The 23,302-nt window shown below is 67.8% G+C and carries 17 protein-coding genes and 1 pseudogene; 8 read left to right on the top strand and 10 right to left on the bottom strand.

What is annotated here, in order from left to right:
• Nucleotides 1–34: 34 nt before the first annotated feature.
• Complete coding sequence (gene asnB / locus RCP38_RS07650) at nucleotides 35–1,981, bottom strand: asparagine synthase (glutamine-hydrolyzing) (protein WP_308476507.1); 1,947 nt, start codon at nucleotides 1,979–1,981, stop codon at nucleotides 35–37.
• Between the two features lie 195 nt (nucleotides 1,982–2,176).
• On the opposite strand from asnB, the gene ctaC reads away from it, so the two are divergent.
• From ctaC to RCP38_RS07670, 4 genes are all read left to right on the top strand, one after another.
• A complete protein-coding gene (ctaC, locus tag RCP38_RS07655; protein WP_373692464.1) occupies nucleotides 2,177–3,259 on the top strand; it encodes an aa3-type cytochrome oxidase subunit II in 1,083 nt (360 codons plus the stop codon).
• Nucleotides 3,260–3,269: 10 nt separating this feature from the next.
• Nucleotides 3,270–3,692, top strand: coding sequence for a cytochrome c oxidase subunit 4 (locus tag RCP38_RS07660; protein WP_308476509.1), 423 nt, complete (start codon nucleotides 3,270–3,272; stop codon nucleotides 3,690–3,692).
• 138 nt (nucleotides 3,693–3,830) lie between these two features.
• Complete coding sequence (locus tag RCP38_RS07665; protein WP_308476510.1) at nucleotides 3,831–4,730, top strand: hypothetical protein; 900 nt, start codon at nucleotides 3,831–3,833, stop codon at nucleotides 4,728–4,730.
• An 11-nt stretch (nucleotides 4,731–4,741) separates the two neighbouring features.
• Entirely contained in the window at nucleotides 4,742–5,359 is a 618-nt protein-coding gene (locus RCP38_RS07670) for a DUF2561 family protein (RefSeq protein ID WP_308476511.1), read from the top strand.
• Between the two features lie 569 nt (nucleotides 5,360–5,928).
• Here the strand turns inward: RCP38_RS07670 and qcrB are convergent.
• The 4 genes from qcrB to ctaE are packed head-to-tail and all read right to left on the bottom strand — an operon-like array spanning nucleotide 5,929 to nucleotide 10,176.
• The gene (gene qcrB / locus RCP38_RS07675; protein WP_308476512.1) at nucleotides 5,929–7,554 is read right to left on the bottom strand and encodes a cytochrome bc1 complex cytochrome b subunit; all 1,626 of its coding nucleotides are present in this window, start codon (nucleotides 7,552–7,554) and stop codon (nucleotides 5,929–5,931) included.
• Nucleotides 7,551–8,741 carry a cytochrome bc1 complex Rieske iron-sulfur subunit gene (qcrA, locus tag RCP38_RS07680; protein WP_373692502.1) on the bottom strand — a complete coding sequence of 397 codons (1,191 nt, stop codon included), beginning with the start codon at nucleotides 8,739–8,741 and terminating at the stop codon, nucleotides 7,551–7,553. Before qcrA ends, qcrB begins: the two co-directional genes overlap by 4 nt.
• The gene (gene qcrC, locus RCP38_RS07685) at nucleotides 8,717–9,553 is read right to left on the bottom strand and encodes a cytochrome bc1 complex diheme cytochrome c subunit (protein ID WP_308477113.1); all 837 of its coding nucleotides are present in this window, start codon (nucleotides 9,551–9,553) and stop codon (nucleotides 8,717–8,719) included. Before qcrC ends, qcrA begins: the two co-directional genes overlap by 25 nt.
• Before the next feature lie 11 nt (nucleotides 9,554–9,564).
• Nucleotides 9,565–10,176 carry an aa3-type cytochrome oxidase subunit III gene (gene ctaE / locus RCP38_RS07690; protein ID WP_308476514.1) on the bottom strand — a complete coding sequence of 204 codons (612 nt, stop codon included), beginning with the start codon at nucleotides 10,174–10,176 and terminating at the stop codon, nucleotides 9,565–9,567.
• Nucleotides 10,177–10,335: 159 nt separating this feature from the next.
• On the opposite strand from ctaE, the gene trpD reads away from it, so the two are divergent.
• The gene (gene trpD / locus RCP38_RS07695; protein WP_308476515.1) at nucleotides 10,336–11,418 is read left to right on the top strand and encodes an anthranilate phosphoribosyltransferase; all 1,083 of its coding nucleotides are present in this window, start codon (nucleotides 10,336–10,338) and stop codon (nucleotides 11,416–11,418) included.
• Here the strand turns inward: trpD and RCP38_RS07700 are convergent.
• A pseudogene (locus RCP38_RS07700) lies at nucleotides 11,356–13,281 on the bottom strand (DEDD exonuclease domain-containing protein); the annotation flags it as partial. The gene trpD and the pseudogene RCP38_RS07700 overlap by 63 nt on opposite strands.
• Here RCP38_RS07700 and RCP38_RS07705 point away from each other — a divergent pair.
• From RCP38_RS07705 to RCP38_RS07715, 3 genes are all read left to right on the top strand, one after another.
• A complete protein-coding gene (locus RCP38_RS07705; protein WP_308476516.1) occupies nucleotides 13,273–13,539 on the top strand; it encodes a hypothetical protein in 267 nt (88 codons plus the stop codon). The pseudogene RCP38_RS07700 and the gene RCP38_RS07705 sit on opposite strands and share 9 nt — an antisense overlap.
• A gap of 175 nt (nucleotides 13,540–13,714) precedes the next feature.
• Nucleotides 13,715–14,845 carry a peptidoglycan hydrolase RipC gene (gene ripC / locus RCP38_RS07710; protein WP_308477114.1) on the top strand — a complete coding sequence of 377 codons (1,131 nt, stop codon included), beginning with the start codon at nucleotides 13,715–13,717 and terminating at the stop codon, nucleotides 14,843–14,845.
• 19 nt (nucleotides 14,846–14,864) lie between these two features.
• Nucleotides 14,865–15,710 (top strand): hypothetical protein, encoded by an 846-nt coding sequence (locus tag RCP38_RS07715; protein WP_373692503.1) that lies wholly within the window; start codon nucleotides 14,865–14,867, stop codon nucleotides 15,708–15,710.
• Here the strand turns inward: RCP38_RS07715 and RCP38_RS07720 are convergent.
• The 4 genes from RCP38_RS07720 to RCP38_RS07735 form a co-directional block, all read right to left on the bottom strand.
• Complete coding sequence (locus tag RCP38_RS07720; RefSeq protein WP_308477116.1) at nucleotides 15,691–17,424, bottom strand: AMP-binding protein; 1,734 nt, start codon at nucleotides 17,422–17,424, stop codon at nucleotides 15,691–15,693. The genes RCP38_RS07715 and RCP38_RS07720 overlap by 20 nt on opposite strands.
• Before the next feature lie 59 nt (nucleotides 17,425–17,483).
• Nucleotides 17,484–18,608: an acyltransferase PE gene (pe, locus tag RCP38_RS07725; protein WP_308476517.1), complete on the bottom strand. Its 1,125-nt coding sequence runs from the start codon at nucleotides 18,606–18,608 to the stop codon at nucleotides 17,484–17,486.
• Nucleotides 18,609–18,679: 71 nt separating this feature from the next.
• Nucleotides 18,680–21,682, bottom strand: coding sequence for an MMPL/RND family transporter (locus tag RCP38_RS07730; protein WP_308476518.1), 3,003 nt, complete (start codon nucleotides 21,680–21,682; stop codon nucleotides 18,680–18,682).
• Between the two features lie 15 nt (nucleotides 21,683–21,697).
• Nucleotides 21,698–23,119 (bottom strand): condensation domain-containing protein, encoded by a 1,422-nt coding sequence (locus tag RCP38_RS07735; RefSeq protein WP_308476519.1) that lies wholly within the window; start codon nucleotides 23,117–23,119, stop codon nucleotides 21,698–21,700.
• Nucleotides 23,120–23,302 lie beyond the last annotated feature (183 nt).

The raw sequence follows: 23,302 nt of genomic DNA on the forward strand, positions 1-23,302 counted from the left end.
CGAGTACGTCGCGCCGTGGATGCAGAGTCAACGACTAAAGCCGCACCGGGTAGTCCGGTTCGCTGATGGCGGGCACCACCGAGCGCTCCACGAAGATCGCGTGCCACAGCATGAAGATCAGCACGGTCCACAGCCGGCGGCTGTGATCGACGGTGCCGGCACGGTGCTCCTCGAGCATGCTGCGCACCGCGGCCACGTCGATCAGATGATCCGCACCCGTCGCATCCACGGTGGCGTAGGCCCACTCCAACAACTCACCGTCACGCAGCCAGTGCCGCAGCGGCACCGGGAAGCCCAGCTTGGGGCGGTGCAGTACATGCGCCGGAATGATCGGCTCCAGCGCGCGTCGCAGCGCGTACTTGGTGGTGGTGCGGGTGATCTTGGCCGAAACCGGCAGCCGGGAGGCGACCGCGAACACCTCCGGGTCCAGGAACGGCACCCGCAGCTCCAGTGAGTTGGCCATCGTCATCTTGTCGGCCTTGACCAGGATGTCGCCGCGCAACCAGGTGAACAGGTCGAGGTGCTGCATCCGGGCGACCGGATCCCAGCCGACCGATTCGGCGTACACCGGCGCGGTGACGTCGGTATGCGTCCAGTCGGGGGAGAAGCCGGGCAGTACCGCCCGCAGCTGCTCGTCGGAGAAACTACGGGCGTTGCCGTAGTAACGCTCCTCCAGCGTCAGCGAGCCGCGGTGCAGCAGGCTCTTGCCGCGCATACCCTCCGGCAACCCCCGGGACGCCTTGCCCAGGGACCGGCGCACCGGCCGTGGGACGTAGTCGAAGGGGCGCAGCGACAGCGGCTCGCGGTAGATCGTGTAGCCGCCGAACAACTCGTCGGCGCCCTCCCCGGACAGCACCACCTTGACGTGTTTGCGGGCTTCGCGGGCGATGAAGAACAACGGCACCAATGCCGGGTCGGCCACCGGGTCGTCGAGGTACCAGACGATCTCGGGCAGCGCGGCGACGAACTCCGCCGGGCTGACGACCTTGACCACGTGCCGGGCGCCGATCGCTTCGGCGGAGGCGGCGGCCACGTCGACCTCGGAGAAGCCCTCACGCTCGAAACCGGTGGTGAAGGTGATCAGCTTCGGGTTGTGGCGCATCGCCAGCGCGGCGATCGCGGTGGAATCGATGCCCCCGGACAGGAACGCGCCCACCGTGACGTCGGCCCGCATGTGCTTGGCGACCGAGTCCTCGAGCACCGCGGTGATCTCGTCATAACGCGCCTGCTCGGTGTCCCGGGTGATCGGGGTGGCGTCGAACCGTGGCCGGAAGTAACGGGCGGTCTGCGGTGCTCCGCCGGGCCGGATCCGCGCGTAGCAGCCCGACTCCAGTCGCCGGATGCCGCGGTGCAGGGTCTCGGGCTCCGGCACGTACTGCAGCACCGTGTAGTGCTGCACGGCACGGTCGTCGATCCCGGTGTCGAACCCGATGACCTCGGCCAGGTCCAGCAGGCACTTCTTCTCGCTGGCCACCGCGGTGCCACCCGGGCCGGACGCCATGAACAGCGGCTTGATCCCGAACGGGTCCCGAGCGCAGAACAACTCGCCGGTGACGGTGTCCCACACCGCGAAGGCGAACATGCCCCGCAGCCGGGTCAGCACGTCGACGCCCCAGTGGTGGTAGCCGGCGACGATCGCCTCACCGTCGCCGTCGGTCGCGAACACCGCACCGTGTTCGGCGGCCAACTCGGCACGCAGTTCCAGGTAGTTGTAGATCTCGCCGTTGAACACCAGTTCATAGCGGTCGGGGGACTCCGGGGGACCCCACCGCATCGGCTGGTGAGCGTGTGCGATGTCGATGAACGACAGCCGGTTGAAGCCGAACACCACCTGGTCGCCCGCCCAGATGCCGCCCGGCTCGTCGGGTCCGCGGTGACGCATCAGATGGATCGCACGGGAAACCGCGCCGGCGACTTCGGCCACGTCGGGGCTCGGGGTCGTGCCGGCCGGGGCACAGACGAAGGCCAGCAGTCCACACATCGGGTGTCAGTATGCCGCACCGGGATCGGCGTCGGGCCACGTAGGCCCATGCCGGGGCCCCGATCGGCACCGGGTGGCGGCCGTGCTGGTCAACACACCGAGACGGCCAACGGGCAGGTACGTCGAACCTCGGTGGTCCGGGTGGTCTACGCTGCGTAGTATTCGACTGCTCCGCCGGGTCAGTCGGCCCGTTCTGTGACTCGAGGAGGCATCAACGTGACACGTCGCGGGCAGGGCGTTGCGCTTAGCCGTCTGCGTCGGCCGCTGGTGGGAGCCAGCGTGCTCGGACTGCTGGCGGTGACGCTCAGCGGTTGCAGCTTCGACTGGACCGATATCGTCGGCTTCGGCTGGCCCAAGGGCATCACGCCGCAAGCCCATGCCAACTATCAGCTGTGGATCGGCATGGTCATCGCTTCGGTGGTCATCGGTGGCCTGGTCTGGGGGATGATCTTCTGGACGATGATCTTCCACCGGAAGAAGGCGACCGACACCGAGCTGCCGCGCCAGTTCGGCTACAACATGCCGCTGGAGCTCAGCCTCACCGTGCTGCCGTTCCTGGCGGTCGCGGTCATCTTCTACTTCACCGTCGTCGTGCAGCAGCAGATGCTGGAGCTCAAGGACGACCCCGAGGTGGTCGTCGACGTCACGGCGTTCCAGTGGAACTGGAAGTTCGGTTACCAGAAGGTCGACTTCCACGACGGTCTGATCCAGGGCTACGACGGCTCGGACCCCGAGGCCAAAGCCGCGATGACCTCCAAGCCCGAAGAGGGCCCCGACGAGCACGGTGTGGAACGGCGCGGACCGATCCAGGGCCTCAACACCCAGGACCGGACCTACCTGAACTTCGACAAGATCGAGACGGTCGGTACCACCAGCGAGATCCCGATCCTGGTGCTGCCCAGCGGCAAGCGCATCGAGTTCCAGCTGAACTCCGCCGACGTCATCCACTCGTTCTGGGTGCCGGACTTCCTGTTCAAGCGCGACGTCATCGCCTGGCCCGAGCGCAACAACCAGGAGAACCGGTTCCAGGTCTCGGAGATCACCGAGGAAGGTGCCTTCGTCGGCCACTGCGCCGAGATGTGCGGCACCTACCACGCCATGATGAACTTCGAGGTCCGGGTGGTCTCGCCCAACGAGTTCAAGGCGTACCTGGAACAGCGCAAGGCCGGTAAGAGCAACGCCGAGGCCCTCGAGGCGATCAACCAGGCCCCGCAGGCCACGTCGACGCGACCGTTCGACAGCCGCCGCGGCCAGATCGCCGAAGCCGCCGACAAGTAGGGACACGTACATGCGCATCGAATCCAGGCTGTTCGAGTTCATCGCCACCTTCTTCATCGCGGTGGGCGTGCTGTATGCGGTGTTGACCGGGAAGTACTCCGAGGTCGGCGGCGTGGAATGGGCCGGCACCACGGCGTTGTTCCTGACCGGGATGATGGCCATGATCGTGGCCACCTTCTTCCGGTTCGTGGCCCGTCGTCTCGACACCCGCCCGGAGGACTATGAGGCCGCCGAGGTCAGTGACGGCGCCGGCGAACTGGGCTTCTTCAGCCCGCACAGCTGGTGGCCCATCCTGATCGCGCTGTCGGGTTCGGTGGTGGCCGTCGGAGTCGGGTTGTGGCTGCCGTGGCTCATCGCGGCCGGCGTGGTCTTCGTGATCGCGACCGTGGCCGGCTTGGTCTTCGAGTACTACATCGGGCCGGAGAAGCACTGACTGCGTCCCGTCGGGACCGCCGTGTCGACCTACTTGGGTAGGGTTTCCGGTGCACAATGACCATCGGCGGTCGATGTCGACCGCAATCGGTCACGGCGTGATGCCGTCGGCGCGGCGATGCGAACAGGATAGGCGGGAATGAGCGGGCCGAATCCCCCGGAGCCGGACTCGGGAGCCGAGGACGTCGGCAACGTACCGTCGGCATCCGGGGCAGACTCGACGGCGGCCGGTGACGGCATCCCGGAGATCGACGAACTGGAGGTCGCGGCCCCGGCCGCGGCACCGGACAACACCGCCTACTCGCAGGCCTACTCCGCGCCGGAATCCGACCAGTTCCTCAGTGGCCCGTACGTGCCGGTGGATCCGCGCCTCTACGACTACGACGACTACGGCGGCGCCGACGAGCCGGACCCACACGCCAAGACGCCGCGGTGGCCGTGGGTAGTCGGTATCACCGTGATCATCGCGGCCGTGTCCCTGGTGGTGTCGGTGGCACTGTTGTTCGCGCACACCGAGAACCACGACGTGGCCGCGCCGGTCACCACCACCAGTGCACCGCCCGTGCCCCCCGTGCAGGACGAGATCACCAAGACCAGCACACCGACCACCACCACGGCGCCGCCGCCCCCGCCGAGCAGCAGCGAGGAGCCGCCGCCCCCGCTGCCCAGCAGTGAGGAGCCGCCGCCCCCGCCGCCACCCAGCGAGGAGCCGGCCCCGGAGCCATCCACCACGACGCAGGAGCCCACCACGTCCAGCCAGGCGAAGCCGCTGCAGATCACCTATTCGGTGACGGGCACCAAGGCGCCGTTCGACTCGATCACCATTACGTTCGTGGATGCCACCGGTCAGCGCCGGGTCCAACGCAACGCCTACATTCCCTGGTCGATGACGCTGACACCGATCTCCCAATCAGAGGTGGGTTCGGTGGAGGTCACCAGCATGCTGCGACTGAGCAAGCTCAACTGCACGATCACCAGCAGTGACGGGCGGGTGCTCTTCGCCAACACCAACGATGCGCCGGCTGCGAGCTGCGGATGATGAATCGGAACATGGTTGACAGGTTCATTCGCCCGGGACAGTCCCCGGAGACCGTCGACCGGGTCCTGCTGGGCGTCTGTGCCGGGATCTGGCTGACGTGGCTGGGCCTGAGCGTGGCGGCCACCGTGGCATTGGTGGATCTGGGACGCGGCTACGACGAACCGACGACGAGTTCGCACACCGGCCTGCTCTACGTCGTGATCGGGGTCTCCGCACTGGTGATCCTCGGCGCCATTCCGGTCCTGTTGCGGGCGCGGCAGCCCGCGACTCCGCGTCCACCCGGTTTCGGACCGTCCCCGCAGGCGAAGCCCCAGCGACCGGACGCCCCGCTGCCCCAGCGCGGATTCGATGCCCCGGGCCGCCGCGCGACCGTCACCCGTGAGGCGGCGCCCAACCAGGCCGAAGTGGATCGGGTGCTGCTGCGTGGCATCACGGTGTTGGCCGGTGCGGTGGGGACCTCGCTGGGGGCGGTCTCTTTGGCCACCTATCTGATGGCGACCGGCGCCGACACCGGCTCGTGGGTCTGCTACGGGGTGGCGGGGGCCGTCGCGGTGGCCATGCCGGTCATCCCGTGGCTGTATCTGCGGCGCCTGGACGAGGTACAGGACCTCCCGGCCCGACTCGGCTAAGTCGTCGCCCGGCGGCCCGGTGAGGGCCGCCTGCCGCTTGGTGCCGGCCGCTGGCCCACCGGCCCGGTACAGCGTCGTCGGCAGGCCCGCGGTGGTTCCCGCCGTAGGTCAGCGTTGTGGCCCGCCAGATACCCGACCGGGTCGGCCCGGATCGCATCCCCACATCCCATACGTCCGATGCCGGGGTGGGGGAGTGGGCCGGCCTGCGGCCGGGCTTTCTTCAGCGCCTCGTCGCGCTCACCCGGATCGGTGTAGGGCACGCTCGGGGTGAGCGGCGCGGCCCTAGCCCGGACGCCCCACAGTCAGCCGGTAGAACGCCGGTGCCACAGCGGGATTGCCGGCTCGGCGGCGGACGCGGCGGGGACCTCGGCCACAGTGTGCGACGGCACCGCATGAGCCTCGGTCACGCCGTGGCGGATCGCATCCGGCAGCGACCCGCTGAGCAGCTCGACCGGGGCATTCGGGTGCCGGCGCCGGATCGGATCCGAGGTCCGTGAAAACCAGAACGGGCAGCCCGCGCAAGGTTGCGCAGACTGCCCGTCGGTTCGGACCGGTGGGTCCGATAGGCCTTAGTGCTGGCCGTTGGTGTCGCTGCCCTGATGCTCGGCCAGCGCGGTCATCGCGCGCTTCTCGCCGGCATGCTCGGCCTCGTTGAGTGCAGCCGTCTCGTCCGCCGGATCCGGGGTGAGGAAGCTGCCCCGACCCGGGGCACCGCCCGAACCGAGCTTGTTCATCCGCTTCGGCAGCGCCGCACCGGCGTACTCCAGCGGAATCGGGTGGCCGTGCTCGTCGACCGGGCCCAGCGGCTGGTGCAGTTCGATGTAGGCACCGTGCGGCAGCCGCTTGATGATGCCGGTCTCGATGCCGTGCTCCAGCACGTCACGGTCGCTGCGCTGCAGGCCGAGGCACCAGCGGTAGGTCGCGAAGAAGACCAGCGGCGGCAGCACCACCATTCCGATGCGGCCGATCCAGGTCGTCGCGTTCAGCGAGATGTGGAACTTCCACGCGATGATGTCGTTCATCGCGGCCAGGGTCAGCACCATGTAGAAGGTGATCGCCATGGCGCCGATCCCGGTCCGCACCGGTACATCCCGCGGACGCTGCAGCAGGTTGTGGTGTGCGCGGTCCCCGGTGAACTTCTTCTCCAGGAACGGGTAGATGATCAGCAGGGTGAAGACGGCGCCCATGATCAGCGCGACGCCGACCGAGCCGGGCACGGTGTGGCCGAAGGGATAGAACTCCCAGGCCGGCCAGAGTCGCGCCATGCCTTCGGTCCACATCATGTAGAAGTCCGGCTGGCTACCCGCCGAGACCTGCGACGGCCGGTAGGGGCCCAGGTTCCAGATCGCGTTGATCTGCAGCAGACCACCCATCAGGCCGAGGATGCCGGTGATCATCGCGAAGAACGCACCGGACTTGATCGCGAAGACCGGCAGAACCCGGACGCCGACCACATTGGACTCGGTACGTCCCGGTCCGGGGAACTGGGTGTGCTTCTGGAACCACACCAGCGCCATGTGCACGCCGATCAGGGCCAAGATGATGCCCGGGACCAGCAGGATGTGCAGCGCGTAGAGCCGGGGGATCAGGATGGTGCCCGGGAAGTCGCCACCGAACAGCGCCCAGTGCAGCCAGGTTCCGATCACCGGCATGCCCAGCGTGATCGACGACAGCGCGGCACGGATACCGATGCCCGACAGCAGGTCGTCGGGGAGCGAGTAGCCGAAGTAGCCCTCGAACATCGCCAGGATCAGCAGCAGCGAGCCGATCACCCAGTTCGCCTCACGCGGCCGGCGGAACGCGCCGGTGAAGAAGATGCGGGCCAGGTGAACCATGATCGACGCCGCGAACATCAGCGCCGCCCAGTGGTGCAGCTGCCGGACGAACAGGCCGCCGCGCACCTCGAAGGAGATGTCGAGGGCGGACTCGTATGCCCGCGACATCTGCACCCCGTTGAGCGGCTGATAGACACCGCGGTAGACGACCTCGGCCATCGACGGGTCGAAGAACAGCGTCAGGTAGACACCGGACAGCAACAGGATGATGAAGCTGTACAGCGCGATCTCACCGAGCAGGAACGACCAGTGCGTCGGGAAGACCTTGTTGAACTGACGCCGCAGCGCTCCCGCCGGGTGGTACCGGGTGTCGATGTCGTCTGCTTGCTTTGCGAGCAGGTCGCCGATTACAGGGCTCATGAGGTGCGCTCCCAGAAGGCAGGTCCGACAGGTTCGGCGAAGTCGCCGTTGGCCACGAGATATCCGTTGGAGTCGACGGTGATCGGCAGCTGTGCCAGTGCGCGAGCCGCCGGGCCGAAGACCGGCTTGCCGTAGGTCAGCGCGTCGAACTGCGACTGGTGGCACGGGCACAGGATGCGGTAGGTCTGCTGCTCGAACAGCGACGACGGGCAACCCAGGTGCGAGCAGATCTTCGTGTAGGCGAAGAAGTCGCCGTAGTTGAAGCTCTCCTGGCCCTTGCGCTTGGTCACCTTCGCCATGTCGTTGGGCCGGATGCGGATCAGCATGACGGGGTTACGGACGCCCATCATGATCTCGTTGAGCTTCTCGTGCGATTCCTCGGTGGTGCCGTCACCGTCGGACTCCCGCCACGGGAAGACCGTCTCCATGCCGCCGGCGTCCAAGTCCTCCGGCCGCATCTTGACGAACGGCGAGTTGATGCTGTGGCCGGTGGCGCGGGCCAGGTAGATGGTCTCGCCCTTGTAGCGCGGGGTCCATCCGGAGGTCCACAGTGCGGCCTTCTTGCCGTCGGCGGTTTCGACGACCGGCTTCCACGGGTTGTTGATCAGGCCGCCGGCGCCGGCGACCACGGTGCCCAGACCGAAGGCGCCGAAACCGACACCGATCGAGGCGCCGAGCAGCTTCCGCCGCCCGATGGTCGAGCCCTGGAAGGCGTCGGTGAGCTGTGCGGCGACGGTTCGACGGTCCAGTTCCGAAGAACTGCCGTCGTGGCGCTCCTGAATGGTGATCTCTTCGGGGATGAACTTCTTGACGAACATCACCGCGCCGATCGCGATGCACAGCACCGAGAGCCCGAAGGTCAGGCCGTACAGCGGGGTGGCCAGCGAGTAGGCCAGACCGTCCGCGGAGTCCACCGAGGCGTACTCCCAGGGCCAGAACAGGAAGATCAGCAGCAGCGCCACACCGAAGCCGCCACCGGCCAGGAACCACAGTGCGACACTGCGCTCGGCACGCTTCTCGGCGCGAGTTCCCTCGACCGGCCAGCGCGGCTCCTTGTAGATGGTGTTGACGCCGTCGATGTCGCCGCCGAGCGTCAGCAACTCGTCGGTGGTCATCTCCGCCAGGGCGGAGTCACTCGGGATTTCGATCTTGTCGTTACTGCTCATGCGCGTGCCCCGATCCACAATGCTGCGGCGATGGCGGCGACCATGCCGATGATCCACATCACCATGCCCTCGGGGGCGGGGCCGAAGCCGCCGAGCCCGTAGCCGCCCGGGTTGCGTTCCTCGGTCACGGTCTTGACGTAGGCGATGATGTCCTTCTTCTCCTCCAGGGAGATCTGCCGGTCGGAGAAGCGCGGCATGTTCTGCGGACCGGACACCATTGCGGTGTAGATCTGCTGCTCGCTGGCCGGCGCCAGATCCGGCGCGTACTTGCCGGACGACAGGGCGCCGCCCTGACCGGTGAAGTTGTGGCAGGACGCGCAGTTGAGCCGGAACAGGTCACCGCCGCGGCCGAGGTCCTCGCCGCGCAGCGAGGCCTGGGCGATCTTGCCGTCGGCGTCGCGCTGCACCTGCGGGCCGCCACCGTTGGCCTGCACGTAGGCGCCCAGGTCGTCGATCTGCTGGGCGTCGAAGATCGGGTAGTTGCGGGGGGCCTGAGCCTCACCGCGCACCGCCGGCATCCGGCCACTGGAGACCTGGAAGTAGACGGCGGCCTCGCCGACGCCGATCAGGCTCGGGCCGCGGCCGGGCTCACCCTGGAGGTTGGCGCCGTGGCAGCTGATACACGAGGTGTCGAAGAGCTGCTTGCCGTTGCGCAGGGTGGCCGAGGCCGATTCGTCGGCGACGGCGACCTGCGGGGTCGGGGTGAGCACTGCAGCCAATCCGCCGGCCATGGCCAGGGCGACCAGCAACAGCAGTCCACCGGAGAGCCGACGGCGCAGGCGCCGCCGGGCGACGGTTTTGTTCGGTGTCTTCAACCGGACACTCCTGTTCATCGGGTGGTTGCTCATCGGACGAAGTAGATCGTTGCGAACAGCGCGATCCAGACGATGTCGACGAAGTGCCAGTAGTAGGACACGACGATCGACGCGGTGGCCTGAGCCGGGGTGAACTTGCTCATCGTGGTGCGCAGCATCAGCAGGACGAAGGCGATCAGGCCGCCGATGACGTGCAGGCCGTGGAAACCGGTCGTCAGGTAGAAGACCGTGCCGTAGGCACTCGACGGGATGGTGGTGCCGTGCGCGATCAGGTGCGAGTACTCGTAGGCCTGACCGCAGACGAAGAACACCCCCATCAGGAAGGTCACCATGTACCACCGGCGCAGCCCGAAGACGTCGCCGCGTTCGGCGGCGAAGACACCCATCTGGCAGGTGAACGACGATGCGATCAGCACCAGCGTCACCGGGACCGCCAAGGGAAGATTCAGCTCGGTCGGTGGCGGCGGCCACGCACCTCCGGATTGGGCGCGAGCCGTGAAGTACATCGCGAACAAACCGGCAAAGAACATCAACTCACTGGATAGCCACACGATGGTGCCGACGCTGACCATGTTAGGACGGTTCAGCGAATGCACACGAGAAGTAATGGCAGTACCCGAGGACCCCACAGCGCTCGTCACCCCGCAAGTATGACGCTATGTAGTTGTAGAACTCCACCCGGGGCTGTGAATTTGTGAGAAGTAGTGGTGTCTTGGCCGTTACCAGGCTGTTTTCCGACCGTCTCCGGCGTGTTGCCGGGCCACTTTGGAGACGCCAGGTACGCATGCGACGATCGGCGCGTGGTCCAGCCAGGTAATGAGGCGCAGCCGAAAGCCCAGACAGCACAGTGGCGACAGGTGCTGGGCGGTTTGACGTCCGGCGCCGATCTGGCCCGGGGGCAGGCGGCCTGGGCGATGGAGCAGATCATGACCGGCGCGGCGACCTCCGCGCAGATCGCGGCCTTCGGGGTGGCGATGCAGATGAAGGGCCCGACCGCTGCTGAGGTGGCGGAGCTGGCCGAGGTCATGCTCGCCCACGGGCGCAAGGTACCCACCGAGGAGATCGGTACCGACACCGTCGACGTGGTCGGTACCGGTGGGGACGGTGCCAACACCGTCAACCTGTCGACGATGGCGGCCATCGTGGTGGCGGCGGCCGGCGTGCCGGTGGTCAAGCACGGCAACCGGTCGGCGGGCTCGTTGTCCGGCGGCGCCGACACCCTGGAGGAACTCGGGGTGCGGATCGACTTGGGCCCCGACGAGGTGGCTCGCAGCGTCGCCGAGGTCGGCATCGGTTTCTGTTTCGCGCCACAGTTCCAGCCGTCGTATCGCAACGCCTCGGCGGCACGCCGGGAGATCGGCGTCCCGACGGTGTTCAACCTGCTGGGGCCGCTGACGAATCCGGCGCGGCCGCGGGCCGGGTTGATCGGATGTGCGTTCGGCGGTCTGGCCGAGGTGATGGCCGGTGTTTTCGCAGCCCGCCGGTCCAGCGTGCTGGTGGTGCACGGCGACGACGGCCTCGACGAGTTGACGACCACCACGACCAGCACCATCTGGCGGGTACAGGCCGGCACGGTCGACAGGCTGACCTTCGACCCCGCCGGGTTCGGGTTCGAACGGGCCGAGATCTCCCAACTGCTGGGCGGCGACGCGCAGGCCAACGCCGCGGAGGCCCGATCGGTGCTCGCCGGCACGAAGGGGCCGGTGCGTGACGCGGTGGTGCTCAACGCCGCCGGTGCCCTGGTCGCGCACGCGGGGCTATCCAGCAGCGCTGAATGGTTGCCGGCGTGGGAGGACGGGCTCGAGCGCGCTGTCGCGGCGATCGACAGCGGCGCGGCCGAACAACTGCTGGCCCGCTGGGTCCGTTTCGGCGCCCAGCTCTGAGGCGAGCCGCGCCGAGCGGGCCACCGCCGCCCACGCCGCCCACGGCCCCGCCGAACCCAGCGGCGACGCCCAACCGGGTGCCTCGGCGGAGCCGTGTTCGGGGGTGACGCGCACGATACGAACCCCGGCGCCGGCCAGCCATCCGGCGATCAGCGCGGTCTCCTCGACCAGGGCGCCCGACAGTGGTGCGGGCTCGGGGATCACCGTCTGGGCGCCCAGGGTGAGCGCTTCGACGACCGGCATCGGCGGCACCCCGCGGGCTGCGCATCCGGCGGCCGCCAACCGGCCGTGACGGATCACCGCCAGCTGCCATCCACCGGCCCCGTCGGGTGCGGCGGCGACCAACTCGGGCAACGCCACCAATGCCCGGGCGCGCTGGCTGCGCCACAGCATCTCGATCGCGGCGGCGGTCCGGTCACGCAGCCGGGCGGCGCTCTCGTAGCGGCCGCGCTCGGCCAGGGCGGAGACCTGACCGACCGCTGCGGCCAGCGGGGCGTTGTCGGTGCCGTCGATCAGCGCGGCCGCCCGGCGGGCGGCGTCGGCGTACTGCTCGGCGGTGACTCCGGGCGCGGCCGGACACGGGCTGACCTCGGCCGTCGGGCAGCGATGCACGGCGTCGCGTCGTAACCGCTTCGTGCAGGTCCGGATACCGGTGTAGCGGGCCAGCAGACCGGCCGTCTCGGCGGCGTCGGCGCGGGACCGGAAGGGGCCGATCGCTCGGTCGTGGCGGGGATTGCGCACCACCGTCAGCCGGGGGAAGGCCTCGTCGGACAGGGTGATCCACCACCACCGCCGGGGAAACTTCGACCGGCGGTTGTACGGCGGGGCGTGCGCGGCCAACAGGCGCAGCTCGCGTACCCCCGCCTCCAGTCGGTGGGCGCACTCGACGTGGTCGATCCGGGTGGCCAGGGCGACCATCTCGGTGATCCGGCTGCGGCGATCGGATCCGTTGAAGTACTGCGCGACCCGTCGACGCAGGTCGGTGGCGGTGCCGATGTAGAGCACCTCCGCCGAGGGACCGCGGAACAGGTAGACCCCGGGACGGTGCGGCAGCCCGTCGGCGAGCGTGCGTTTGCTGCGCTGGGCAGCGGTGGCATGCGACAGGTAGGCGCGCAGGTCGACGAAGGTCTGCACCCGCTGGTTGCCGAGCCGGTCGATCAGCGCGTGCAGCACGTCCACGGTGGCGCGGGCGTCGTCGAGGGCCCGGTGGGTGGGGGTGGTGGTGACCGCGAACAGCCGGGACAGCTCCGCCAACCGCACACTGGGCGCCTCGTCGCGGCTGAGCACCCGGCGTGCCAGCCGGACCGTGCACAGCACCGGGGGCCGTGGCCAGTCCAGGCCGCAGCGTTGCGTCGCGGCCGTCAGGAATCCCACGTCGAACCCGGCGTTGTGTGCGACCAGCACCGACCCACGGTCGAAGCCGGCGAATTCGAGGAAGGACGGGAGCACGGCGCCGACGGTGGGCGCCTCATGCACCATCGCGGTGGTGATACCGGTCAGTCGGGTGATCTGGGGCGGGATGCCGCGCTGCGGATTGACCAGGGTGGCGAACTCGCCTTCGACGACACCGCCGCGCACCTTGACCGCGCCGATCTCGGTGATGGCGTCGGGTCCGGCGTCGGCGGTGGCGGCGGCGCGCGCCCCGGTGGTCTCCAGATCCACCACGACGAACGTGGTCTCCCGCAACGAGGGCGGGGCGGCGTCGAGGTGGGCATCCGTCGGGGGGAAGCACAGCTGCTCCGCGTGCGCACCGGAGGTCATAGCCGAACCGTAGGCGGGTGCACCGACAGCCGTCCCCGGAATGTTGTCGGTACCCGGGGTTAGCGTGCCGGCAACCGATCGAGAGGAATCGTCATGGGACATATCTCGGGCCCGTCCGAAGACAGCGATGCGTGCCCGGTCGATCCGGGACCGGTCGTCATCGACTGCGACGACTGCGCGGTGCGCGGCCCCGCCTGCCGCGACTGCGTGGTCAGCGTGTTGCTGGGTGTGCCGAACGAACTGCTCGAAGATGAGCGGGCGGCGCTGGACGTACTCGCCGAGGCCGGTATGGCACCGCGATTGCGGCTGGTGCCGATCCGCGGGGAACGCGGTCCGGTACGCCGTTCGGGCGTGGCCTGACGGCCCTCGCCGGCCTTAGAGATTTCACGGGACCGGCTGTTAGTGTGGGCAGCCCGCGTATGGACAACGTCGTAGCCGTTCCGTAACCTGTTCGAGACCTTACGTACTTTCGGCGGCGGCACGTCCATGTATCGCCCTGGGCAGTGTTAAGGATGCAATCTTGGACCTCGAACGTATGCAGTGGAATCTGCGTGCCTTTCGGCGTCCTGCTCTCGGTGCCGTCGTCGGTCTGGTCGCCGGCATCACGGCGATGAGCAGCGTGTTGGTCGGCAATGTTTCCGCCGACCCCGCCGACGATGCGCTGGCGAAGCTCAGCGAGTTGTCGCGGCAGGCCGAGCAGACCACTGAAGCCATGCACACCGCGCAGCTCAACCTCGACGAGAAACTCGCCGAACAGCAGGCCGCCGAGAACGCGCACGCCGCCGACCAAGCGACCCTCGATGCCGCCCGAGCCCAGTTGTCGGGCTACCGCACGGCCGTCAACCGGTACGCCGCCACCACCTACATGGGTGGCCGGGTGGGCGGCATGGACGCCATCCTGACCGTCGAGTCCCCGCAACAACTGATCGACAAACTCGGTGTGCAACGAGTCGTTGCCGGAGATCTGGCCGTGCAGATGGACCGCTACCGGGCCGCGACCGAACAGGCCGACCGCGCCGAGCAGGACTCCGCCCGGTCCGCCGAGGAAGCCCGCACGGCAGCCGAGCAGGCCGCCGCGGTGCGCGCCGAACTCCAGGCGCGCCAGAGCCGCCTGCAACTGCAGATCTCCGTGGTCAAATCGCAGTACTACTCGCTCACGCCGGCGCAGCGTACGGCGCTGGCCGGCCCGGGAGCGGCACCCGAAGGTGTCCCCGGACAACCGGCGCCCGATGGACCGCCCCCGGCCCCCGGCTTGCCGATGCCCGGCCCGGATGCACCCCCGCCGTCGATCGACATGGCGATGGCGGCGCCCGGCGGCGGCGCCGCAGCCACCGCCGTGCAGGCGGCGTTGACCCAGGTCGGCACTCCCTACGTCTGGGGTGGGGCCGCGCCGGGCGGCTTCGACTGCTCCGGACTGGTGATGTGGGCCTTCCACCAGGCCGGCATCAACCTGCCGCACTCCAGCCAGGCGCAGGCCAACGGCGGTCAGCCGGTGGCGTTGTCGGACCTGCAGCCCGGTGACGTCCTGACCTTCTATTCGGATGCGTCGCACTCCGGTATCTACGTCGGCGACGGCATGATGATCCACTCGTCCACCTACGGCCAGCCGGTCCGGGTGGTGCCGATGAACTCGTCCGGCCCGATCCACAACGCCCGTCGTTACTGATCGTCGCGGGCTCCGTCGGCTGCTGGCCGTGGTGCTGGCGGTCGAACTGATCAGCGGTGTGTCGCGGGTGTCGCCGTCGACGCAGCCCGACAGTGCCCCGGCCCCCGCCGTCTCGGCGGCACCGGCGGGCCTGGTCGTCGGGGACCACCGCACCGTCGAGTTGATCAACCTCGGGGGACCGGAGACCGGGGCGCTGCTGGACCGGATCGCCGCGGCCATCGGTCCCGCCGTCGAGGCGGTGGAGGCGTTCTGGGGTACCGACTGGTCGCACCGGCTCACCGTCACCGCGACCGGAACCGACCAGCAGTTCGCGATCCTGGCCAGCCGCGATACCGCGGGTGATCCCGCGCAGTGGTCGGACATCGCGGCCGTCGCGGTCGCCGACGGCGTGGATCGTCAACGCCGGGTGGTGAGTGGACAACAGGTGGTGTTCGCGCCCGGTGCGGTCGGCATGACCGCCGCCGCACTACGGATCGTGTTGACCCACGAGCTCTTTCACTACGCCGCCCGACTTGATACGGCAGTCGATGCGCCCCGTTGGTTGACCGAAGGTGTGGCAGATTTCGTGGCCCGGCCGGTGACACCCGGTGACTCGCCGCCGCTGCCGATGTGGCTGCCGTCGGACGCCGACCTGACGGCGACCGGGCCGCGACGTGCCCAAGCCTACGAACGCTCCTGGTGGTTCGCCCGCTATGTCGGTCAGCGGTACGGCGCCGACGGCCTGCGGCGGCTGTATCTGGCGGCCTGCGGACCCGACCGGCCCGACCTGGCGGCCACCGTGCATCGGGTGTTGGGCAGCCCCCTTCCCGATGTGCTCGCCGACTGGCAGCACTGGGCGCAGGATTTCAGGAATCCACCCGGATGAACTGATCCCGCCGGTACTGCTCGAGACAGGCGGCGCGCTGGATCTTGCCGCTGGTGGTGGTCGGAATCGAACCCGGTGCCACCAGCACCAGGTCTCCGACGTTCACGCCGTGTGTGGTCGAAATCGCCGAGGTGACATCGCTTTTGATGCGGTCGAGTCGCTGCAGGTCCTCGTCGGACCGGCCGTCACGCAGCTTGACCTCGACCACGGCGACCAGTTTCTCGGTGTCGGCCACCGGTACGGCGATCGCCGCGACCCGGCCCGGTGTGATCTGCTGGATCGTGGCCTCGATGTCCTCCGGATAGTGATTGCGGCCCCGGATGATCAGCAGATCCTTGATCCGGCCGACGATGAACAGCTCACCGCGGTCGATGAAGCCCTGATCCCCGGTACGTAGCCAACCCTCGGCGGGAACCCCCGCGTCCGGTGCGTCGGGAGCCGCCCCGAAGCACTGCTGTTCGGCGGCCGGTTTGTTCCAGTACCCCTCGGCGACGTTGGAGCCGTGTACCCAGATCTCGCCGACGACGCCCGGCGGGCACGGGCGACGGGTGTCACCGTCGACGATCAGCACCCGGGGCGAGTGCGGCACCCGGTAGCGGATCAGTGCGGTGCCGGTCGCGGCCCCGCATCGCCGGACCCGGCCCGCGCTGAGCTCGTCGGCATCGAAGTACCCCGCCGGCGACATCTCGTCCCAGGTGCCGGCGGCGACGAAGACGGTCGCCTCGGCCAGGCCGTAGGACGGGCGCATCACCTGATCGCGCAGGTTGAAATGGGCGAACCGGTCGACGAACCGTTGCAGGGTGGTCGGCTCCACCCGTTCGGCGCCGCTGATGATGCCCAGCACCTCGCCGAGGTCGCATCCGGCCAGGTCCGCATCGGTGGTCTTGCGGGCCGCCAGATCGAATGCGAAATTCGGTGCGGCCGAAAAGGACTGCGGGTTCTGCGCCAGGGTCCGAATCCATCTGGCGGGCTTCTCCAGAAAGGCGACCGGGCTGGTCAGCTCGCCGCGGTACCCGCCGAGGATGGGCGCGCAGACCCCGAGCACCAGACCCATGTCGTGGTAGAACGGCAACCAGGACACGATGGTGGCGTCCGAGGGGACTTTGGCGTCGGCGAAGAAGCCGCGCATCAGCTGTTCGAAATTCGTCTGCAGGTTGGTGTGCGAGATCATCACCCCGGCCGGCAGCCGGGTGGATCCCGAACTGTATTGCAGATACGCGGTTTTAGGGAAATCGATTGTCGGCAAGACTGTTTCGCCGATGGCGTCCAGATTCAGCGAGTCGATCTCGACGATCTTGGGCACCGAGATCAGGCGGGCCGCATCCACGTATTCGGCGACTTCCTGAGCTACCGCAGACGTCGTCAGCACCACCGAGGGCGACGTATCGGTGAGTACCGCGCTCACCCGCTCGTGACTCGAACCGCGGTGCGGCAGCGGCAGCGGAACCGCGATCAGGCCGGCCTGCATGGCGCCCAGGAACGCCGCGATGTAATCCAGCGACTGCGGGGCCAGGATCAGGGCGCGGTCGCCGACCGAACCGTGGAAACCCAGTTCACGCGCCACGTTGAACGTACGACGGGATAGCTGCGACCACGTCAGGGCTTCGCGGATGCCCGCCGGGTCGCGGTCGTAGTCGGTGAAGGTGAAGGCCACATCGTTCGGACGCAGGCTGGCCCGCCCGTGCAGCATCGACAGAACGGAGGACTGGGGTATCGGTGTCACTTCGGGTCCGTATCGACTCGTTCGATCGATGGGTTCGGCGGCCGCGTTCGTCAGCCCTTGCCCAAGCCGGACAAGACCGACATCGCGCCGCTGAGGATCTGGGAGATCGGGTCGGCGCCGCCGCCGAAGGTGGCCTGGGTGGCCGGTGCGGTCACCGCCGCCGGGTCGAAACCGTTGATCGGGTCCACCTGCACCGGTGCGGTCGCCGGATCGTCGTTGCGCGAATAGGCGGCGTCGACCCGCGGCGCCAGGATGGCGTCCAGCCTGTTGAGGGTGTCTTCGTCGATCCCGATATAGGCCAGTGGCATGACCAGCGGAAGATGCTTCTCGGGAATCAGGTAGGTGGTGGTCGTCGCACCCCGGGAGTTGACCGTGGTTCTGATGTTCTGCGGCGGCACCATGCTCGGGTTGGTGAAGGCGACCGCGGTGTGGCCGGTGGCCAGGCCCATCAGCGTGTTGGCGAGCGCCAGCAGGTTGTCCGGCCGGTCGGGGAAGTCCGCGATGGAGTCGTAGGCGGAGACGAACATCTTGGTGTCGTATTGGCTTTCGACCGGAGCCGGCATGCGGTAGTCCATCGCGGGCACCACGGAGCCGACCGGGAACATCGCGGTCAGGAAGCTCTGGCCGAAGGCGTGCCGGGCGATCGGATCGCCGAACGTGGCGAAGTTCAGCGTCGACGGCGGTGGTGCGGTGGGGTCGTCGGCCAGTCGGGCCTGCACGGCGTTGAGCACCAGCGACCCCTCGGAGAGCCCGATCGCGGTACCCGGCCCGCCGGCGCGGATCGCGGCGTCCAGATTGTCCTCGCCCTCGTCGACCGACTCGCCGATGCTCGGGCCGTCGGCGCCCAGGCCGGGGAAGGCCTCGTCGAGCCGGCCGATACCCGGAAACAGCCGCTCGAGCACATGCCCCTGTACCTGGCCGGCGGGATAGTGCACGATCTGTCGTTTCAGCCCGGGGAACCATTCCTCGCCTTCGCGGCGGATGTATTCGTCGTAGGGGATACCCAGGACGTGGGCGCCGCCGAGCGCGTAGGCGGTCCGGTCGTTCGAGCCGGGACTGCCGCCGTCGGGTGTCTCCGGGGCGGGCGTGTCATCGGCCCACCCGATCCCGGCGCCCAGGCATCCGGTGGTGCTCACGGCTACCAGCACGGTGATTCCTGCGACCAGTCTTTTCATCCCCGTCACCCCTGACCGCTGCGGCTCGTTGTGTAGTTTCACACAGTTCGCACCCACTCGTAACCCCCTCCTCACGCCCGTATGCGGCTCGGGGCCGCCCGTCGAGATGCCAGCTGAGACGGCCACCAGTTGGCCCGGCCGGCCAGTGCTGCGATCGCGGGCACCGTGATGGTGCGCACCAAGAAGGTGTCCAGCAAGATCCCGACACCGATGACGAAGCCCCCCTGGACCACGGTACCGATGCTGGAGAACAGCAGCCCGAACATCGAGGCGGCGAAGATCAGCCCCGCCGCGGTGATCACCCCGCCGGTCCCGGCCAGCGTGCGGATCACCCCGTAGCGGATGCTGTGCGGGGATTCGTCGCGCATCCGCGACACCAACAGCATGTTGTAGTCGGCGCCGACGGCGACCAGCACCACGAACGCCAGCGGGGGAACGGTCCAGTGCAACTGCGCGCCGAGCAGGAACTGGATGACCAGGACACCGATGCCCAGTGCCGAAAGATACGAGATCACCACGGAGGCAACCAGATACAGCGGAGCAACGATCGCCCGCAGCAGCGCGATGAGGGTGAACAGCACGACGAGCACGGTGACGGTGATGATGAAGCGGATGTCGTGTCGGTAATAGTCGCGGGTGTCGCGCAGGGTCGCGGTGTAGCCGACCATCGAGACGGTGGCATCGGCCAATGCGGTGTTGGGTTGGGCGCCCCGGGCGACGTCGGTGATCGCGTTGATCTGATCCATCGCATCGGTGCTGAACGGGTTGAGCTCGGTCTGCACCAGGTAGCGCACCGAGTGTCCGTCGGGTGCGATGAAGATCTTGGCGGCCTGGGTGAACTCGTCGAGTTCCAGCAGTTGGGGAGGCAGGTTGAAGCCGGCCTGCGCCGGGTGCGCCGCGCCGGTCTTCAGGGTCAGCAGGAACGTGGCGGCGGCATCGAGTTGCACGCCCATCTGTTTGACCTGCGTGACGAGTTCGTGCACGCCGTCGGCGATCCGCCGGCTACCGCCCGCGACGCGATCCGCCCCGTCCTGCATGGATTTCAGGTTGGTCTGCAGTCCGCCGGGTTTGTCCATCCCCATCGCCTGCATCGCTGCGGTGAGGTCGGCGAGCGCGGCGCGGACGCGGTTGATCGAGGCGTCGAGCGACTTCTGGTCGGGGATCGACTGCAACTCGAGCGCAAGATCGTTGATCGCGTCCAGGTCCGCCTGATTACGGTCGCCGACCAGTTGTTCGAAACTCCACCGGGTGGCGCTGCAGGAGGTATCGAGATCGCAGACCGGGTTTCCCTGCAGCGCGGCCAGCACCGGGCCGATCCAGGTGAACAGGTTCTTGCCCGCGGAGAAGTTCCAGCCCATCGAGTTGCTGAGCGAGTTGACGTGGTCGACCAGCTTGGCCGCCGTGTCGACCTCCTTGACCAGGGTGTCGCCGCCGTACTGGTTCTTCATCGACGCGAAGGAGTCGACCACCTCCTGCACACCGGTCGACAGACGCTTGATCTGGCCGCGGACGTCGTGGAGATTGCCGGCCAGGGTCTCCGCGCCGTCGGAGAGCTGATTGAGATCGCTGCGCCGCCCGTTGATCAACGCCGACCCGTCGGCGAGGAATCCGCCGATGGCCCCGGCCTGGTAGGTGGCCCGGAACTCCTCGGGGACCGCGCCGGTGGGGCGGGTGATACCGGTGACGGCGGCGACGTGCGGCACCTGGCTGACCCGGTGCGCCATCTGCTCGAGGTCGGCCAACGCCTCCGGCGTCCGAAGGTCGTTCGGCGACTGGACGAGCAGGTACTGGGGGATCGACTGGTTGACCGGGAAATGCTGTTCGAGCGCGGCGTACCCGAGCGAACTCGGCTCCGATGCGCGCAGGGCCTTGCGGTCGTCGTAGTTGTAGCGCACGAACCCGGCGCAGCCGGCCAGTATCACCAGGATGAGCAGGCTGGCCAGCAGGTGGGCCCTCGGCCTGCGCACGATACGGATTCCCGACTTGCGCCACAGTCGGGCGGTCAGCTCGCGCCGCGGCTTGACCCAGCCGCGCGCCCCGGCCAGCGTCAGAATTGCCGGCAGTAAAGTCAACGCGGCCAGGAATGCCACGCCGATTCCGATCGCCGCCGAGGATCCCACGGTTTTGAAAACACCCATCCGGGCGAAACTGATGACCAGAAACGTGATGCCGACGGTCGCCGCCGATGCGGCGATCACTTTTCCGATCGACATCATCGCGTTCTTGACCGCCCGGTCGGAATCCGCGCCGGTTCGCAAGTGGTCGTGATAGCGGCTGATCAGAAAGACCGCATAGTCGGTTCCGGCGCCGGCCATGATCGCGCTCAAGAAAACGATGGACTGATTGGACACGCCCGCGCCGGTCACCAGTGCGTACCCGGCCACCAGGGTCTGGGCGATCACCAGTGAAATGCCGATCGAAATCAGCGGCAGCAGCATCGTTATCGGACTGCGGTAGACCACCAGCAAGACGATGAGCACCAGTACCGCGATCGCCAGTTCGATGGGGAGGCGGTCGCGGTCACCCGCGATCGTCAGATCGGCCACCGTGGCCGCCGGACCGGTGAGATGCACCGACAGGGCCGCGTCGTCGGGCGCGTGTTCCAGCGCGTGTTCGACGATGGCGCTGACGCGCTGGAACGCCGCGAACGACTGCGGGGTGCCCAGCTCGCCGGCTACACCGACCGGCAGCACCCACGCCTTCTCATCGTCGCTGGTCAGCACCGAACGCAGCGGGGGAGTGCGAATGAAATCCTGCAGCATCACCACGTTCTCGGTGTCGCGGCGCAACTCGTCGACCAGGTGGCGATACACGGTTTCGTCGGCGGCGCTCAGCCCGTCGTCATCGGTCAGCACCACCAGCAGCAGGTCGTCCGAACCGGACTCCGCGAACGCCTCCGACATTGCGCGGGCGGCGACACTGGCCGGGGCATCGGCGGGCAGGATCGCCAGCGGGTGTTTCTGGGCCAGCTCGTTGAGGGACGGGAAGAACAACGGCAGCGCGGCGGCGATCGCGATCCAGACCCCGATCACCGCCCAGGGCCATCGCACCACCACGTCGGCTAGCCGGCGCATATCGCATTCCCCCTTTTATGCGACGCGTCCCCAGTGTCCACTGTCGGCGACCCGTGCGCACACGGATCGCATGGCCTCCATGTAGCGGGTGGCCGATTTCTGGGCGATCGGATTATCGGGATGCATGATCGCCATGACGGTGCCCTCGCCGTACCGAAATATATAGATAGTGAGTTGATATGAATATCGGCCGTCGGGGTAGATGCCGATATTGTCCGCCAGTCCCAGGTCCCCGGCCGCCAGAATCGCGTTGAGGGGGGCGGCCCCGCCGTGCAGGAAGTTTGTCACCGGGAAATTCGGTTGCGGCCAGTTCAGGTGCGGGGCCAACTCCAGCGCCCGGTAATAGGGAACCCGCGCCATATCCAGGCTGGAATCGAAGCAATTCTGCGCCGCCCACGCGGCGTCGCCGAAAGATGCAGCCGCTATCGGCACGGTGATCGGAATCAATCCGGTAAACCAGCCCTGTGTCATGAAATTATCGGCGGCTGTTCGCGAATCGCGCGGGGTGAGGCCGTAATAGGTGGGCGTTCCGGTGAATTCGTGTTCCACCAGTGCGGAACAGGCGAACAATCCACCGACGAAACGTGCCCCCACCGCTGAACAAGCCGCCTCGAAACGCTCCGTTTCACCTGCATCCATCAGTAGTTCCGACGACATATCACTGCGGGTGGATTCCGCCGGGTCCCCCAACGGGAGCGGAAATTCGGGAAATCCGCCGTCGTTGTTTTCGGCGAAGTCGATCCAGGCGCGTACCCCCGGCGAATCGGCGGACAGTGTCGCGGTGTACTCGCGCTCACGGACGCAGAAGTCGTCGTAGCGCCCGGCGTCCGGGAGGGCCAGTGCGCCGCCGCCGGTGCGCAACGCGGAGTACATTCCGTTGGCTTCCAACATCGTTGTGCCGATCAGCGTTGCGTCCCCGTGGACGTGATCCATCGCGGCGAAGAAGGTGAAGTGGTCGTCGCACTGGCAGATGCCGAAGGTGAAACACCCCCACTCCAGCGGGGTGGGTATGTCCACGACGTGCGCGCGGATCTCGTCGGGAGTCATCCGGCCGTGCTCGATCGGCTCGAATTCTATATCGCCCGGATCGGCGAGAGTGTGCCTGATGAAGCCGCCGTCCGGAGATTGTTCGAACCAACTGCGGAACGTGTCATGGCGACGCAGGTAGGAATTCAGTGCGAGATTCATCGCGTCGGTATCGCACCGGCCCGGTACATCGCAACTGGCTATGATCTGCCGGGAAAAACTTTGACCGGCGGCGGTTCGCCGACAGTAATTACGCAGATGCTGATCCTGCATGTAACTGACCGGAACAGAGCTGACCGGTGCCTGCCGGGATTTTTCTGCTGCTGCGATCGTGGGATGCCAGGAGATCACCGAACCGGGGGACAGGGTCCATTCATCGAGTGAACCGACCGTTATTTTCCCTATGCGCAAACCGATCCTCCTCGGCGTGGGTGCCCCGGCGACGCTGCAGCGTTGTCAGGATAGCGTGCCGGAGCGCCATCCGATACGTGCAATTTTTACCAACCCCGGCGCCGGTGTGAAGCCGCCTCGGCGGTGTTGAGAGTTCAGCAGGATTTGCCAGGTGAGGATCAGGATTCCGCGTAACTCTTGCAA

This window comes from Mycolicibacter sp. MU0083, assembly GCF_963378075.1.
GTDB classification, from domain to species: Bacteria; Actinomycetota; Actinomycetes; order Mycobacteriales; family Mycobacteriaceae; genus Mycobacterium; species Mycobacterium kokjensenii.

Bases quoted from the DNA above. Each gene is read 5' to 3' on its own strand.
- RCP38_RS07670 (WP_308476511.1), top strand. From the start codon at position 4,742: ATGGTTGACAGGTTCATTCGCCCGGGACAGTCCCCGGAGACCGTCGAC.
- RCP38_RS07660 (WP_308476509.1), top strand. From the start codon at position 3,270: ATGCGCATCGAATCCAGGCTGTTCGAGTTCATCGCCACCTTCTTCATC.
- RCP38_RS07730 (WP_308476518.1), bottom strand. From the start codon at position 21,682: ATGCGCCGGCTAGCCGACGTGGTGGTGCGATGGCCCTGGGCGGTGATC.
- ripC (WP_308477114.1), top strand. From the start codon at position 13,715: ATGCAGTGGAATCTGCGTGCCTTTCGGCGTCCTGCTCTCGGTGCCGTC.
- pe (WP_308476517.1), bottom strand. From the start codon at position 18,608: ATGAAAAGACTGGTCGCAGGAATCACCGTGCTGGTAGCCGTGAGCACC.
- asnB (WP_308476507.1), bottom strand. From the start codon at position 1,981: ATGTGTGGACTGCTGGCCTTCGTCTGTGCCCCGGCCGGCACGACCCCG.
- RCP38_RS07665 (WP_308476510.1), top strand. From the start codon at position 3,831: ATGAGCGGGCCGAATCCCCCGGAGCCGGACTCGGGAGCCGAGGACGTC.
- qcrC (WP_308477113.1), bottom strand. From the start codon at position 9,553: ATGAACAGGAGTGTCCGGTTGAAGACACCGAACAAAACCGTCGCCCGG.
- qcrB (WP_308476512.1), bottom strand. From the start codon at position 7,554: ATGAGCCCTGTAATCGGCGACCTGCTCGCAAAGCAAGCAGACGACATC.
- RCP38_RS07705 (WP_308476516.1), top strand. From the start codon at position 13,273: ATGGGACATATCTCGGGCCCGTCCGAAGACAGCGATGCGTGCCCGGTC.